Genomic DNA, 15,378 nt, shown 5'->3' with positions numbered 1-15,378 from the left:
GGGGATGGTCATGACGATGGCGAGCTCCGTGAGAAATTCAAATCCGTGAGCCCAGCTTAGTACTTACTGTATTTGTGTCTTCAGTTTTAATACTACAATTTGTGTTTTGATGGTCGGAGTACCCCACGTATCGTGCCGCACATGRATAAATGGATTGAATTGGTCAAGGCCAAAATGAGTGAACTCAAAGTCACTCAGGAAATACTCGCCGAGCGCATCGGGATGTCCCAGGGTGGCGTCGGCCACTGGCTCAATAAACGTCGTCAGCCCGGCATCGCAGAGATGAATCGTGTCTTGCGGGCGCTCGGCATGGACTATCTGGAAGTGGCGATGGTGATCAGGGAGCCGCTGCCCTCAGAGGATGAGGAGATCTCCCTGGCGCAAAAGTACAACCCGTACTTTCGCTACCCGGTCAGTGACTGGCGGGAAACCGGGGAGGTGCGCGACGGCGAGCTATCGACCTACGGTACTTCGCTGGCTGTCAGCAAGCCACGTTTCGAGCTGTCCGATTACCACGCACAGGGCGCGGCGTTCTGGCTGGTGGTGGTCGGCGACGCGATGACCGCCCCTACGGGAGCGAGCATTGCCGAGGGCATGCTGATTCTGGTCGACCCGGCGATCGTGCCGGAGCCTGGCAAACTGGTGATCGCCCAATGGCCCGGCAGCGCCGAGGCGGTCTTTCGCAAACTGATCGAAGAGGGCGGGCAGCGTTACCTGGTCCCGCTCAATCCGACGTATCCGAAAGCCCTTTACACCGAGGAATGCCGAATCATCGGCGTGGTGGTTCAGGCGACTGCCAAATTCTAATCGGATCGGTCCTCGCAACGCGTAGGACCGATCTTCATTTCACGCTTGCTCCAACTCCACCAACGCACTGCCTTCGCTGACCATTTCGCCTTCCTGGCAATACAACGCCTTGATTACCCCGGTGTGGGGCGCGCGAATGCTGTGCTCCATCTTCATCGCTTCCAGCACCACCAGTTGCGCCCCGGCTTCGACCGTTTGCCCGGCCTCCACCAACACCCGCACGATGCTGCCGTTCATGGGCGCGGTAAGCCCGCCTTGATGGCTGTGACTGGCTTCGACGGCGCCGATCGGGTCATACGACTCGATGCGGCGCAGCTCGCCGTCCCATTGCAGATACAGCGCATCGCCACGGCGGATGGCCCGGTGCTGGCGGCGCAAACCGCTGTGCTCGGTCAGCAGGTATTCACCCTTGAGCCGTGCGGTATGCGCGTCGGCATCGCCCAGGGTCAGCGCCCGGTCTTGCCCTTCGCAACTCAAATGCAGGGTGATTTCTGTCGGCAACCCGGCACGGAAACCATTGTTGAAGGCCCACGGCGAACTCGGATCATCGGCGCGCAACACAGCCGGCTGACTTTGCGCAAACGCCTGGGCCGCCGCTTGCCAGAACTCATCACTGAGCGGCGAAGGTGCTGGCAGCAGTTGCTCCTGATAACGCGGAATGAACCCGGTATCCAGTTCGGCGGCGGCAAACGCCGGGTGGCCGATGATCCGGTGCAGGAAGTTGATGTTGGTCTTCAGCCCGCCAATGGCAAACTCCTCGAGCATGCTCAGCAATCGCAGCCGCGCCTGTTCACGGTCTTCGCCCCAGGCAATCAGCTTGCCAAGCATCGGGTCGTAGAACGGCGAAATCTCGTCGCCTTCTTCGACGCCACTGTCCACACGACGCCCCGGCCCTTCGGCGGATTCGCGGTACAACGCCAGGCGCCCGGTGGCCGGCAGAAAATCGTTGCCCGGGTCTTCGGCGTACAACCGCACTTCGATCGCATGGCCGATCAGCGGCACCTGATCCTGTGTCATCGGCAGCGCTTCGCCGCGGGCTACACGAATTTGCCAGGCCACCAGGTCGAGGCCGGTAATGGCCTCGGTCACCGGGTGTTCGACTTGCAGGCGCGTGTTCATTTCCATGAAGAAGAACTCACCGCGCGCATCCAGCAAAAACTCCACGGTGCCGGCGCCCACATAGCCGATCGCTTGAGCCGAGCGTACGGCGGCTTCGCCCATGGCCCGACGCAATTGCGGGGTCAGGCCTGGAGCGGGTGCTTCTTCGACGACTTTCTGATGACGACGCTGAATCGAGCAGTCACGCTCGTTGAGGTACAGACAATTGCCATGCTGGTCGGCGAACACCTGGATTTCCACGTGACGTGGCTTGAGCAGGTATTTCTCGACCAACATCCGCGAATCGCCGAACGACGATTGTGCTTCACGCTGCGCCGAGGCCAGGGCTTCGGCCAGTTGGCTGACGTCCTCGACCACTTTCATGCCCTTACCGCCGCCGCCCGCCGTGGCCTTGAGCAACACCGGATAACCGATGCGTTCGCAGGCATCGCGGAAGGTGTCGAGGTCTTGGGCTTCGCCGTGATAGCCGGGCACCAGCGGCACACCGGCGGTTTCCATCAAGGCTTTGGCCGCAGACTTGCTGCCCATGGCGTCGATGGCCGAGGCGGGCGGGCCGAGGAAAATCAGGCCCGCCGCCTCGATCGCCCGGGCGAAACCGGCGTTTTCCGAGAGAAAACCATAACCGGGATGAATTGCCTGAGCACCGCTGGCTTTCGCGGCGGCGATCAGTTTGTCGATTTGCAGGTAACTGTCGGCGGCTTTGCTGCCGCCCAGGTCGACGCGGATTTCCGCTTCGCGGCTGTGCCGGGCGTCACGGTCGGTGGCGCTGTGCACGGCCACAGTGGTCAGGCCCAGAGCCTTGGCGGTGCGCATCACCCGGCAGGCGATTTCGCCACGGTTGGCCACCAGCAGGGTGGTGAGAACAGGTGCGCTCATCAACGCGGCTCCTTGAGGGTGATTTCGGCTTGCCAGGTGGGCGAACGTTTTTGCAGGAAGGCGCGCAGGCCTTCCTGGCCTTCCGGGCTGACGCGAATTCGGGCGATGGCATTCTCGGTGTAGCGGCGCAGCGCCGGAGTCAGCGCGCCGTTGCCGACTTCACGCAGCAGATCCTTGCTGGCGCGCATGGCTGCCGGGCTGTTGAGCAGTAGATTGTCGATCCACTGATCGACTTTCTGCTCCAGCTCAGCCATCGGATAGCTCTCTGACAACAGGCCGATTTCCCGAGCCCGTTGCCCGCCGAAACGTTCGGCAGTCAAGGCATAACGCCGCGCCGCACGCTCGCCAATGGCTTGCACCACGAACGGGCTGATGACCGCTGGCGCCAGGCCGATGCGCACTTCCGACAGGCAGAACTGCGCGTCGTCGGCGCCAATCGCCATGTCGCAGCAACTGATCAGGCCCAGTGCACCGCCAAATGCCGCGCCTTGCACCACGGCCAGCGTCGGGACTTTCAGTTTGGCGAGGTTGTACATCAACTCCGCCAGTTCCCGTGCGTCATCAAGATTGGTGTGGTAATCGAGTTCGGCCGATTGCTGCATCCAGGCCAGATCGGCACCGGCGCTGAAATGCTTGCCGCGCCCACGGATCAGCAGAAAACGCAGGCTGGCGTCGCTCGACACTTTATCCAGCGCGAGGATCAGTTCGCGGATCATTTCGGCGTTGAACGCGTTGTTCTTTTCTTCTCGGCTGAGCCACAGGGTGGCAAAACCACGGGGATCGGTCTGCAGCTCAAGGGTATTGAAGTCGCTCATGGTTTTCTCCAGATCACATCCGGAACACGCCGAAGCGGCTCGGTTCGATGGGTGCGTTCAGCGACGCCGACAAGGCCAGGGCCAACACGTCGCGGGTCTGCGCCGGGTCAATGACGCCGTCGTCCCACAGCCGGGCGCTGGAGTAGTAGGGGTGCCCCTGTTCTTCGTACTGATCGAGGATCGGTTGCTTGATTTCGGCTTCCTGCTCGGCGCTGAAACGATGCCCGCTGCGCTCGGTTTGCTCGCGCTTGACCTGCACCAGCACACCCGCCGCCTGTTCGGCGCCCATCACGCCGATTCGCGCGTTCGGCCACATCCACAGGAAGCGTGGATCGTAGGCCCGGCCACACATGCCGTAGTTACCGGCGCCGAAGCTGCCGCCGATGATCACGGTGAATTTCGGCACCTTGGCACAAGCCACGGCGGTCACCAATTTCGCGCCGTGCTTGGCGATGCCGCCGGCCTCGTATTTCTGGCCGACCATGAACCCGGTGATGTTCTGCAGAAACAGCAACGGAATGCCGCGCTGGCAGGCCAGTTCGATGAAATGCGCGCCTTTCTGTGCGGCCTCGGCGAAGAGGATGCCGTTGTTGGCGAGGATCGCGATCGGGTAGCCGTGCAGGTGGGCGAAGCCGCACACCAAAGTCGTCCCGAACAGCGCCTTGAACTCATCGAACGCCGAGCCGTCCACCAGTCGTGAGATCACTTCGCGCACATCGAACGGTTGCTTGGCGTCGGCCGAGACCACGCCGTACAACTCGTCGCTGCTATACAGCGGCGCGATCGGCGTACGTTGTTGCAGTTCGCCGAGCTTGCGCCAGTTGAGGTTGGCCACGCTGCGCCGGGCCAATGCCAGGGCATGTTCATCGCTTTCGGCGTAGTGGTCGGCGACCCCGGAAATCTTGCAGTGCACATCGGCCCCGCCGAGGTCTTCGGCGCTGACCACTTCACCGGTCGCGGCTTTCACCAGCGGTGGGCCAGCGAGGAAGATGGTGGCCTGCTGACGAACCATGATCGCCTCGTCGGCCATCGCCGGAACGTAGGCGCCCCCGGCGGTGCAAGAGCCCATGACCACCGCAATTTGCGGAATGCCCATGGCGCTCATGTTGGCCTGGTTGAAGAAGATCCGCCCGAAGTGTTCGCGGTCCGGGAACACTTCATCCTGGCGCGGCAGGTTGGCGCCACCGGAGTCCACCAGATAAATGCACGGCAGGCGATTCTGCTGGGCGATGGTCTGTGCGCGTAGGTGTTTTTTAACGGTCAGCGGGTAGTACGAGCCACCTTTCACGGTGGCATCGTTGGCGACGATCATGCATTCGACGCCTTCCACCCGGCCGATCCCGGCAATCACGCCAGCGGCGGGAACGTCTTCGCCGTACACCGCGTAGGCCGCCAGTTGGCTGATCTCGAGAAACGGCGAACCCGGATCGAGCAGGCGATTGATCCGCTCACGGGGTAGCAGTTTGCCCCGCGAGGTGTGACGTTCTTGCGCCTTCGGGCCACCACCTTGCTGCACTTGCGCGAGCAGGGTGTGCAGGGCGTCGACCTGTTTGAGCATCGCCGCGCTGTTAGCCGCGAACTCTGCCGAACGGGGGTTGAGCTGGGTATGCAGGATAGCCATGGACAGCTCCGTTTAGCGGGTTTCGTTGAACAGTTCGCGACCGATCAGCATGCGACGGATCTCACTGGTGCCGGCGCCGATTTCATACAGCTTGGCGTCACGCAGCAGACGACCGGCCGGGAATTCGTTGATGTAGCCGTTGCCGCCGAGAATCTGGATCGCGTCGAGGGCCATTTGCGTGGCGCGCTCGGCACTGTAGAGGATCACCCCGGCAGCGTCCTTGCGAGTGGTTTCGCCACGTTCGCAGGCCTGCGCCACGGCATACAGGTAAGCGCGGCTGGCATTGAGTTGGGTGTACATGTCGGCGACTTTGCCCTGGATCAGCTGGAATTCGCCGATGCTCTGGCCGAACTGTTTGCGGTCATGGATGTACGGCACGATCAGGTCCATGCAGGCCTGCATGATCCCGGTCGGGCCACCGGAAAGCACCACGCGCTCGTAGTCGAGGCCGCTCATCAGCACTTTCACGCCGCCATTGAGTACGCCGAGGATGTTTTCTTCCGGCACTTCGACGTCATCGAAGAACAGCTCGCAGGTGTTCGAGCCACGCATGCCGAGCTTGTCGAATTTGTTGCTGCGGCTGAAACCTTTCCAGTCGCGCTCGACGATGAACGCGGTGATGCCATGCGGGCCTTTTTCCAGGTCGGTCTTGGCGTAGATCACGTAGGTGTTGGCGTCAGGACCGTTGGTGATCCAGGTCTTGCTGCCGTTGAGTACGTAGTGATCGCCGCGTTTGTCGGCGCGCAGCTTCATCGAGACCACGTCGGAACCGGCGTTCGGCTCGCTCATGGCCAGGGCACCGATGTGCTCGCCGCTGATCAGTTTCGGCAGGTATTTGCTTTTCTGTTCGTGAGTGCCGTTGCGGTTGATCTGGTTGACGCAGAGGTTGGAGTGCGCGCCGTAGGACAGGGCGACCGAGGCCGAACCGCGGCTGATTTCTTCCATGGCGACCACGTGCGCCAGGTAACCCAGGCCGGCGCCGCCGTACTCTTCCGGCACGGTGATGCCCAGCAGGCCCATGTCGCCGAATTTACGCCACAGGTCGGCCGGGAACAGGTTGTCGATGTCGATCTGAGCGGCGCGCGGGGCGATCTCTTTGGCGACGAAGGACTGAACCTGATCGCGCAGCATGTCGATGGTTTCACCGAGGGCAAAGTTCAGGGATGGGTAGCTCATGGGGCACCTTTTGGCTTTTTTGTAGGGTGGGGAGGGCAGTGATTCAACTCTCACCTTTACGTTAACGTCAACTTGAGCGAGAGTAGAGCCAGTTCTGAAAGACCTGCGTCGCCTTATGTGGCTTGCCACACAAGCCTCGCTCCTACAATAAAGACAATAGGGGTCGTCATGGATCAACCCAGTGCAAGCCCGCAGCGCAGCTATACCCGTGGTTCCCAGGACAAAGCCTTGCTGGCGATGACCATCGGCCAGGCGTTTGATAACACCGTCGCGCAATACCCGAACGGGGAGGCGCTGGTCGTGCGCCACCAACAGCTGCGTTACACCTGGCAGCAGCTGTCGGATGCTGTTGATCTGCACGCCAGAGCATTCCTGGCGCTGGGTTTGCAAACCGGTGACCGGCTCGGCATCTGGGCCCCGAACTGCGCCCAGTGGTGCATCAGCCAGTTCGCCAGTGCGAAAATCGGCGTGATCCTGGTCAACATCAACCCGGCTTATCGCAGTTCGGAACTCGAATACGTATTGAAGCAATCCGGCTGCCAATGGCTGGTTTGCGCCGGGGCCTTCAAGACCTCCGACTATCACGGCATGCTGCAAGGGTTGGTACCGGAATTGGCGGAGCAATCCATCGGCCGCTTGCAGAGCGAACGCCTGCCGGAACTGCGTGGGGTCATCAGCCTGGACGCGCAGCCACCCTCGGGTTTCCTGCCGTGGTCGCAATTGGCCGATCTGGCAGCCAGTGTGTCGATCGAGCCATTGCACGAACGCCAGGACAGCCTGCATTTCGACCAGGCGGTGAGGTCATGGGCAACCTCGGCTGCGTCACCCACGGCAGCACCATGATTTACCCCAACGATGCCTTCGATCCGCTGTTGACCCTGACCACCGTCGCCGAAGAAAAAGCCACCGCGCTTTATGGCGTGCCGACCATGTTCATCGCCATGCTCGATCAGCCCAAGCGCGCCGAATTTGATTTGTCGAGCCTGCGCACCGGGATCATGGCCGGGGCGACGTGTCCGATCGAGGTGATGCGTCGGGTTATCGGCGAAATGCACATGAGCGAAGTGCAGATTGCCTACGGCATGACGGAAACCAGCCCCGTGTCTTTGCAGACCGGTCCGTCGGACGACCTGGAATTGCGCGTCACCACGGTCGGCCGCACCCAGCCGCAACTGGAAAGCAAGATCATCGACGAGGCGGGCAATCTGGTGCCACGCGGCACCATTGGCGAGCTGTGCACTCGGGGTTACAGCGTGATGCTTGGCTACTGGAAGAACCCGCAAGCCACCGCCGAGGCTATCGATGACGCTGGCTGGATGCACACCGGCGATCTGGCGAGCATGAACGACGAAGGCCACGTGTGCATCGCCGGGCGTAACAAGGACATGATCATTCGCGGCGGTGAGAATATTTACCCGCGCGAACTTGAAGAGTTCTTCTTCACCCACCCGGCGGTTGCCGATGTGCAGGTGATCGGCGTTCCTTGCTCCCGGTATGGCGAAGAGATTGTCGCCTGGATCAAATTTCATCCCGGCCACAGCGCCACCGAACAGGAGTTGCAGGCCTGGTGCAAGGAGCGTATCGCGCACTTCAAGACGCCGCGTTACTTCAAGTTCGTCGAGGAGTTTCCGATGACCGTGACCGGCAAGATCCAGAAGTTTCGGATGCGCGAGATCAGCATCGAGGAGCTGCGCAGCAAAAACGCCTGACACATAACCAGTGTGGGGGCGAGCCTGCTTCCACATGTGGGTCGAGAAAAATAGAAAGACAAGAAAGCACAAAGGGGAGCCGAAGCTCCCCTTTAATTTTGTCGTTACGTGCTCTTTTTTTATTATTGAGGGGCGGTCTGTTGTTGTTTTTGGCAACCGTGGCCCTTTACCGCTGTTTTTGTCGATCCCCATCCGGGATCAAGAGCAAACGTATTTTTTTGAGCGCTGATCTACTTTTTCGCCAAGCGATCCAACCAGTTCGGGAGCTACCTGAAGGTAGTTTTATTGTTCTCTGCCCGGTTGYGGGTTACTCCGAAAAGCACCCTGAAAAGCACACCTTCTCCAAAAAAATCTGTTAGCTGCGTCTCTGCCGTGTTGTTCTTGTTATGTCAGAGTCGTTACGTCTTATTTTTATTGGTTTGCAGCTTTTTATTCTTGTTATGCCATAGAGATAGCAGAAGCCATGCCAACTTTGAAAAGTCCTTTAAAATCAATGATTTGATTTTTTGTGAGATTTTTCACCCGTACCAAACCTGACAATTTGTTTCCGTGTTACTCGTTTTCGCCCCACGTGCCAGAACACGCGGTAACACCCGGACACATCCACACTGTCACTGTGCGCTGCGAGCCTTGGCCACGCGAGAACCGGTAGGGCGCCCCAGCACCGCGCAAATCTGCTGGCCGGCGCGAATCAAGGCGTCCAGGTCGATCCCGGTCTCGATGCCCAGGCCGTTGAGCAGGTAAACCACGTCTTCGGTGGCGACGTTACCGCTGGCGCCCTTGGCGTACGGGCAGCCGCCAAGGCCGGCGATGGAGCTGTCGAATACCGAAATGCCTTCCAGCAGGCTGGCGTAGATATTGGCCATGRCCTGGCCATAGGTGTCGTGGAAGTGCCCGGCCARTTTTTCCCGTGGCACGTCGGCCGAAACCACTTCAAACATCTTGCGGGTCGCGCCAGCGGTGCCGGTGCCGATGGTGTCTCCCAGCGAAACCTCGTAGCAGCCCATCGCATAGAGCTCGCGAGCGACCCGGGCGACTTGTGCAGGCTTGACATCACCCTCATAAGGGCAGCCCAGCACACAGGACACGTAACCGCGCACGCTGACGCCGTGTTGTTTGGCGGCGTCCATGATCGGCACGAAGCGCTCCAGGCTCTCGCTGATCGAGCAATTGATATTACGCTGGGAGAACGCTTCGGACGCTGCGGCGAACACCGCGACTTCCTTGACCCCGGCGGCGATAGCGTCTTCAAAGCCCCGCAGGTTGGGGGCGAGGGCGCCATAGGTCACCCCTGGTTTGCGCTGGATCTGCGCGAAGACCTCGGCGGAACCGGCCATTTGCGGCACCCATTTGGGCGAGACGAAACTGCCGACTTCTATATAGCCGAGGCCAGCGGCGGTGAGCGCATCGACCAGTTGCACCTTGTCCGCGACGCTGATGGGTTGGGCTTCGTTTTGCAGACCGTCGCGGGGGCCGACTTCGACCAGGCGTACGTGGGTGGGGAGGGACATGGGAATCGACCTGTTGAGATTGTATGAATGTTCACAGAGCCCTGTAGGAGCTGAGCTTGCTCGCGAAAGCGTCAGGTCAGTCGACATCCATGTTGAAGGACATACCGCTTTCGCGAGCAAGCTCAGCTCCTACACGAGCTGCTGGCTCTTGATCGTCTGCTCCAGCGCCTGGGTGCAGCGCTCCTCGGCTGTGTCGAGTTCCAGCTTCATCTGTTCGATGTCCAGCAGTTGCTGCTCGAGTTGTTCCCGACGCTCGGCAATTTTCGCCAGCATGCTGTGCAATTGCTTGGTGTTACCGCTGGAGGGGTCGTAGAGCTCGATCAGCTCGCGGCATTCGGCCAGGGAAAAACCAATGCGCTTGCCCCGCAGGATCAGCTTCAGACTGACCTTGTCACGGGGCGAATAAATGCGTTCCTGACCGCGACGCTCGGGGCTGAGCAGGCCTTGCTCTTCATAGAAGCGAATGGCCCGGGTGGTGATGTCGAGCTCGCGGGCGAGGTCGGAAATGCTATAGGTCTGGCTGCTCATGGAAGCGCTCGAAAAAGGTCATGGCGCTAAGCTAATGTCAGGTTGACGTTTACGTCAAGGGGCATGAATTGTCTGTGTAGTGACGGGCCTCTTCGCGGGCAAGCCTCGCTCCTACAGGTTTGGTGTCGATCATTWAATCGTGGTTCGACGCTAACCTTGTAGGAGCGAGGCTTGCCCGCGAAGAACGATGACGCGGATTAACGTCCTACACCGTATCCAGCTTCTTCTCGTGCGCCGTGACCTGCTGGCACAACTCGATCATCTGCTCGCGCATCCAGCGGTTGGCCGGGTCCTGGTCGGTGCTTTCGTGCCAGTAGAGGTGGGTTTCCACCGGCGGAACTTCTTTGACCGGCAGGTTCACCGAGTACAAATCATGGCGACGGGCGAAGCGTTCAGGCACGGTCATGACCATGTCGGTCTGCTGTAACACCTGGGACGCCATCAGGTAATGCTGGGAGCGCAGGGCGATCTTGCGCTGGATGCCCATTTTGCCCAGGGCCAGGTCGACATAGCCCAGGCCGCTGCGGCGGCTGGAGATATGGATGTGGGTCAGGGACAGGTAATCGTCGAGGGTGAATTTCTCTTTGCCCGCCAGCGGATGGCCCTTGCGCATGGCGCACACATAACGGTCTTCCATCAACTTGACGTGGCGCACCTGCGGGTCGGTGTTGAGCGGCGCATCCACCGCGAAATCCAGGCGCCCGGCCGCCAGTTCCTTGGTGGTTTCGCGGCGTTTGGACAGGAAACTTTCGATGATCACCGTCGGCGCCAGGCGGCGCAGGCGCTGGAACAATGGTGGGAGGATCACCGCTTCGGTGAGGTCGGTCATGCTGATGCGGTAGGTCTTGACCGCCTGCAACGGGTTGAAGATGCGGCTTTCCTGCACCGACACCCGCAGCAGGGAGAGGGCGTTACGCACGGGGCCGATGATGTTCTGCGCCATCGGTGTGGGCACCATGCCCTGGGCGGTGCGCACGAAAAGCGGGTCGTTGAAGGTTTCGCGCAGGCGGGCCAGAGCGTTCGACACCGCCGGTTGAGTAATGCCGACGATCTGCCCGGCGCGGGTCAGGTTGGCTTCGGTGTAGATCGCGTCGAAGACGATGAAAAGGTTGAGGTCGACCTTGCTCAGATTCATGCGCTGCACTCTTGTTATCAGGGGCGTCTTGATCGGACCCGAGGGCCTTGGCAATCAGCCGATCATATATCGGTGATGAATGTTAATACACGCCGAGAATAGGTTAGGTAAATTTTCGTAGCTGTTCTAGCATCGATTGCATGACCTGAACAACTCCTCTGAACCCCTGATTAAAAGGTAGAGCTGCCATGGATTTCGCTTATTCGCCCAAGGTCCAGGAACTGCGTGAGCGCGTGACTGCGTTCATGGACACCTACGTTTATCCCGCCGAAGCGGTGTTCGAACGCCAGGTCGCCGAGGGCGATCGCTGGCAGCCGACGGCGATCATGGAAGAACTCAAACTCAAGGCCAAGGCCGAAGGCCTGTGGAATTTGTTTCTGCCTGAGTCTGAACTGGGTGCCGGCCTGACCAACCTCGAATACGCGCCATTGGCGGAAATCATGGGTCGCTCATTGCTGGGCCCTGAGCCGTTCAACTGCTCGGCGCCCGACACCGGCAACATGGAAGTGCTGGTGCGTTACGCCAACGAAGAGCAGAAGCAATGCTGGCTCGAACCGCTGTTGCGCGGCGAGATCCGCTCGGCGTTCGCCATGACCGAGCCGGACGTGGCCTCGTCCGACGCCACCAACATGGCTGCCCGTGCCGTGCGTGATGGCGATGAGTGGGTGATCAACGGCAAGAAATGGTGGACTTCAGGGGCCTGCGATCCGCGCTGCAAGATCCTGATCTTCATGGGCCTGAGCAATCCGGATGCACCACGCCACGCTCAGCACTCGATGATTCTGGTGCCGGTGGATACGCCGGGCGTGAAGATTGTGCGTCCGCTGCCGGTGTTCGGTTACGACGACGCGCCTCACGGCCACGCCGAAGTGCTATTCGAGAACGTCCGGGTGCCGTACGAAAACGTCCTGTTGGGCGAAGGACGCGGCTTCGAAATCGCCCAGGGTCGCCTCGGCCCGGGCCGGATTCACCACTGCATGCGTTCGATCGGCATGGCTGAACGTGCGCTGGAGCTGATGTGCAAACGGGCGGTCAACCGCACTGCATTCGGTAAACCTCTGGCGCGTCTGGGCGGCAACATTGACAAAATCGCCGACTCGCGGATGGAGATCGACATGGCGCGACTGCTGACGTTGAAAGCGGCGTACATGATGGACGCCGTCGGCAACAAAGTGGCGAAGAGCGAGATCGCGCAGATCAAAGTGGTTGCACCGAACGTGGCGTTACGGGTGATCGACCGGGCGATCCAGATCCATGGCGGGGCAGGGGTGTCCAACGATTTCCCGCTGGCCTACATGTATGCCATGCAACGCACCCTGCGCCTGGCCGACGGCCCGGACGAAGTGCACCGCGCGGCGATTGGCAAGTTCGAGATCGGCAAGTACGTGCCTAAGGAAATGATGCGCAGCGGGCACTGAGACCTGTGGCGAGGGGGCTTGCCCCCGTTCGGCTGCGCAGCAGTCGTAAATTGTACACCGCGTCTTTCCAGGAAAAATGCGGTGGCCGGTTTGAGGCCCGCTTCGCAGTCCAACGGGGGCAAGCCCCCTCGCCACAGTAGGCCCCCAAGCCACAATGTTTGGTGCTTACTTCAATACACCCAAACCTCAACCCGCCGATTCTTGATCCGCCCTTCATCCCCGCTGTTGGCCGCCACCGGCATCTCGGCGCCAAAACCGCGAATTTCGCGAAACACCACGCCGCTTTTCACCAGTTCTCGCCGCACCGCCATGGCCCGCAGTTTCGACAGCAGGTCGGCCCGCGCGGGGTCGCTCTTGGCATCGCCAAACCCTACCAGCGTCACCTGCCGATTGGCTTTGTCGTGCTGCCTTATATAGTCGAGCACCCGCGACAGGTCCTGGCGGGCCTTGTTGTCCAGCGTCGCGCTGCCTTCTTCGAAACGAAAATTCACCGTCAGCCGCTGGGCATGCCGACTGAGTGCCTGATAACCCTCGGGCATCAGCGCATTCGGTGTGACCGCCATGGCCTGAACGGTCTGCGCGATAAAACCGTTAGCCGCGACAATCGCCTGGCCTTTGCTGCTTTGGGCGAACTTGACCAAGGCCTTGGCCCAGGGATTTTTCCCGTTCGGCGGCAGGTAAAAGAACAGCCGACGGGACAGCGGGTAATCTTCCGTCGCGATCAGGCTATTGAGCGGCAGCATGGCCTGGGAGTCACCATCGACAATGGCCGCGGCTTTGGCCTGGCGCACATAAGGCAAACCGATGAAGCCGATGGCTTGCGGGTCCAGACTCACCGCGTCGGACAATTGCTCACTGGATTCGAAGCGTTTCGCGTTGCCGCTCAGCATTTTCCCACGCGGRCTGAGGACCAACTCCTTGAACGTGTCGTAGGTGCCCGATTGGTCATCCCGCGCGTAGAGATGAATCGTCCCACCGGTGCCGCCGAGCTCTTCCCAGGTTTTCGTTTCGCCGCTGAAAATTCGCGCCAGTTGCTCGGTGTTGAGCTGCTTCAGCGGATTGTGCGGATGAAGGATGATGGCCAGCCCGTCGATGGCGATGACTTGTTCGGCAACCGGGCTTTTCAGGTCGCCCAGCGGTTCGAGATCCAGTCGTTCGCTGTCCTTGATCGGCCGTGACGAGGCCGCAAGATCGGCGGAGGCGATTTTCAGGGCTTTGAATCCGGTGCTGGAACCGTGGGCCGCGACTTCCACCTCCACTCGGCGGCCCTGAGCGGTTTCTCCGACGATGCGTTGTTCGTTGGCTTTGTCCGGGGCTTCGCGGTGCACCTTGAGCAGGCCCTGTTCATGCATCAACCCCTCGACCAGCGCCGGCCCCAACGCCGCGCCAATGGTGTTGGAACCCTGGATGCGCAGCACCGGGCCGCGTTCGGGCGTCGGCAGATCACCGGCCGATACTGTCAACGGCAGCACGGCGCCGAGCAGCAGGAACAACACGCGCAGGGACATGCCGGCACCTTAATAAGCCAAAGAAAGTGCCGGGAGAATAAGTCAGTAAGGTTTCTGAACGATGACAGTGATTATTCCCACGCGGAGCGTGGGAACGATCAGCAAAACGTTATCAGCTCAACTCAAGCCAGATCGGCGCGTGATCGGAAGGCTTTTCCATTGCGCGCAGTTCGTAATCCACGCCTGCGTCCTTGACCCGAGGCAACAACCCGTTGGACGCCATGATCAGGTCAATCCGCAGCCCACGCTTGGGCTCATCTTCAAAACCGCGGCTGCGGTAGTCGAACCAGCTGAAACGGTCGGCAACCTCCGGGTTCAGGTGACGGAAACTGTCCACCAGACCCCAGTTCTTCAGGCGTGCCATCCATTCGCGTTCTTCGGGCAGGAAGCTGCATTTGCCGGTTTTCAGCCAGCGTTTCATGTTATCCGGGCCAATGCCGATGTCGCAGTCTTCCGGGGAAATGTTCACATCGCCCATCACTACGATCGGCTGGTCGTTGCTGAACTGGCTTTCCAGCAATTGCTGCAAATCGCTGTAGAAACGTTCCTTGGCCGGGAACTTGGTGGGGTGATCGCGGCTTTCGCCCTGTGGGAAATAGCCGTTCATGATGGTCACCGGCACGCCATTGGCGTCGGCGAACGTGCCCCAGATAAAGCGCCGTTGAGCGTCTTCTTCATCAGTGGCGAAACCTTTGTGCAGCGCAATCGGCTCCTGGCGCGAGAGCAGGGCCACGCCGTAGTGACTCTTCTGGCCGTGGAAATACACGTGATACCCCAGCGCCTGCACCTCGGCCAGGGGAAACTGGTCGTCGTGGACCTTGGTTTCCTGCAACCCGATCACGTCCGGCTGATGCTTTTCGATCAGCGCCGCCAGCTGATGCGGGCGAGCGCGCAGCCCGTTGATGTTGAAGGAGACGATCTTCATGGTCGGCAGTCCTGGCAAAAGTGCGATGCTAGCTGACATGTAGGAATGGGGCCAGCTTTGGGGTGAGGGGATTCATTGTGTCCTGTCAGAGATGTGTTGGCAGATCCGGCCTCTTCGCGGGCAAGCCCGGTCGATGAAGCTCCTCGCTTGGTCTATACCTGTCTGGGGAACTGTGAAGCCACCCCAAGGCTCGTACCAAGAAGAGCGCAGCCATCTGAGCTGTGCCCCAG

11 protein-coding genes and 1 pseudogene are annotated in these 15,378 nt (G+C 60.4%); 3 read left to right on the top strand and 9 right to left on the bottom strand.

The features are described 5' to 3' along the window. Window positions 1-141: 141 nt before the first annotated feature. A complete protein-coding gene (locus AC1DLB_RS14130) occupies window positions 142-807 on the top strand; it encodes a LexA family protein (RefSeq protein ID WP_477785153.1) in 666 nt (221 codons plus the stop codon). A gap of 39 nt (window positions 808-846) precedes the next feature. Here the strand turns inward: AC1DLB_RS14130 and AC1DLB_RS14125 are convergent, their stop codons facing one another. Genes AC1DLB_RS14125 through AC1DLB_RS14110 form a run of 4 tightly spaced genes read right to left on the bottom strand, consistent with a single transcriptional unit; the run spans window position 847 to window position 6,414 of the window. Then, window positions 847-2,802, bottom strand: a complete 1,956-nt coding sequence (locus AC1DLB_RS14125; RefSeq protein WP_477743719.1) for an acetyl/propionyl/methylcrotonyl-CoA carboxylase subunit alpha — start codon at window positions 2,800-2,802, stop codon at window positions 847-849. Continuing rightward, complete coding sequence (locus AC1DLB_RS14120; protein WP_007940935.1) at window positions 2,802-3,617, bottom strand: gamma-carboxygeranoyl-CoA hydratase; 816 nt, start codon at window positions 3,615-3,617, stop codon at window positions 2,802-2,804. Before AC1DLB_RS14120 ends, AC1DLB_RS14125 begins: the two co-directional genes overlap by 1 nt. Before the next feature lie 13 nt (window positions 3,618-3,630). Then, window positions 3,631-5,238: a carboxyl transferase domain-containing protein gene (locus AC1DLB_RS14115; RefSeq protein ID WP_086945009.1), complete on the bottom strand. Its 1,608-nt coding sequence runs from the start codon at window positions 5,236-5,238 to the stop codon at window positions 3,631-3,633. Between the two features lie 12 nt (window positions 5,239-5,250). Next, the gene (locus tag AC1DLB_RS14110; RefSeq protein ID WP_007940933.1) at window positions 5,251-6,414 is read right to left on the bottom strand and encodes an isovaleryl-CoA dehydrogenase; all 1,164 of its coding nucleotides are present in this window, start codon (window positions 6,412-6,414) and stop codon (window positions 5,251-5,253) included. Window positions 6,415-6,582: 168 nt separating this feature from the next. Between AC1DLB_RS14110 and AC1DLB_RS14105 the strand changes: the two are divergent. Continuing rightward, window positions 6,583-8,123: pseudogene (locus AC1DLB_RS14105) on the top strand (AMP-binding protein). A gap of 611 nt (window positions 8,124-8,734) precedes the next feature. Here AC1DLB_RS14105 and AC1DLB_RS14100 read toward each other — a convergent pair. From AC1DLB_RS14100 to AC1DLB_RS14090, 3 genes are all read right to left on the bottom strand, one after another. Continuing rightward, window positions 8,735-9,634: a hydroxymethylglutaryl-CoA lyase gene (locus AC1DLB_RS14100; RefSeq protein WP_477785152.1), complete on the bottom strand. Its 900-nt coding sequence runs from the start codon at window positions 9,632-9,634 to the stop codon at window positions 8,735-8,737. Between the two features lie 129 nt (window positions 9,635-9,763). Beyond that, complete coding sequence (locus AC1DLB_RS14095; protein ID WP_007904077.1) at window positions 9,764-10,162, bottom strand: MerR family transcriptional regulator; 399 nt, start codon at window positions 10,160-10,162, stop codon at window positions 9,764-9,766. Window positions 10,163-10,367: 205 nt separating this feature from the next. Continuing rightward, a complete protein-coding gene (locus AC1DLB_RS14090) occupies window positions 10,368-11,297 on the bottom strand; it encodes a LysR family transcriptional regulator (protein ID WP_018925462.1) in 930 nt (309 codons plus the stop codon). 188 nt (window positions 11,298-11,485) lie between these two features. Between AC1DLB_RS14090 and AC1DLB_RS14085 the strand changes: the two genes are divergently transcribed. Next, window positions 11,486-12,715, top strand: a complete 1,230-nt coding sequence (locus AC1DLB_RS14085; RefSeq protein WP_477743717.1) for an acyl-CoA dehydrogenase — start codon at window positions 11,486-11,488, stop codon at window positions 12,713-12,715. 170 nt (window positions 12,716-12,885) lie between these two features. Here AC1DLB_RS14085 and AC1DLB_RS14080 read toward each other — a convergent pair whose 3' ends face one another. Together AC1DLB_RS14080 and xthA are read right to left on the bottom strand one after the other, a co-directional pair. Continuing rightward, a complete protein-coding gene (locus tag AC1DLB_RS14080) occupies window positions 12,886-14,223 on the bottom strand; it encodes a substrate-binding domain-containing protein (protein ID WP_086945004.1) in 1,338 nt (445 codons plus the stop codon). Between the two features lie 112 nt (window positions 14,224-14,335). Further along, window positions 14,336-15,148, bottom strand: coding sequence for an exodeoxyribonuclease III (xthA, locus tag AC1DLB_RS14075; RefSeq protein WP_018925465.1), 813 nt, complete (start codon window positions 15,146-15,148; stop codon window positions 14,336-14,338). Window positions 15,149-15,378 lie beyond the last annotated feature (230 nt).

It is taken from the genome of Pseudomonas sp. 05N434 (assembly GCF_056396965.1).
The sequence above is the reverse complement of the archived record's forward strand: the minus strand, read 5'-3'. Positions and strand labels throughout refer to the sequence as shown.

Bases quoted from the DNA above. Each gene is read 5' to 3' on its own strand.
- AC1DLB_RS14125 (WP_477743719.1), bottom strand. From the start codon at position 2,802: ATGAGCGCACCTGTTCTCACCACCCTGCTGGTGGCCAACCGTGGCGAA.
- AC1DLB_RS14120 (WP_007940935.1), bottom strand. From the start codon at position 3,617: ATGAGCGACTTCAATACCCTTGAGCTGCAGACCGATCCCCGTGGTTTT.
- AC1DLB_RS14115 (WP_086945009.1), bottom strand. From the start codon at position 5,238: ATGGCTATCCTGCATACCCAGCTCAACCCCCGTTCGGCAGAGTTCGCG.
- AC1DLB_RS14110 (WP_007940933.1), bottom strand. From the start codon at position 6,414: ATGAGCTACCCATCCCTGAACTTTGCCCTCGGTGAAACCATCGACATG.
- AC1DLB_RS14095 (WP_007904077.1), bottom strand. From the start codon at position 10,162: ATGAGCAGCCAGACCTATAGCATTTCCGACCTCGCCCGCGAGCTCGAC.
- AC1DLB_RS14090 (WP_018925462.1), bottom strand. From the start codon at position 11,297: ATGAATCTGAGCAAGGTCGACCTCAACCTTTTCATCGTCTTCGACGCG.
- AC1DLB_RS14085 (WP_477743717.1), top strand. From the start codon at position 11,486: ATGGATTTCGCTTATTCGCCCAAGGTCCAGGAACTGCGTGAGCGCGTG.
- xthA (WP_018925465.1), bottom strand. From the start codon at position 15,148: ATGAAGATCGTCTCCTTCAACATCAACGGGCTGCGCGCTCGCCCGCAT.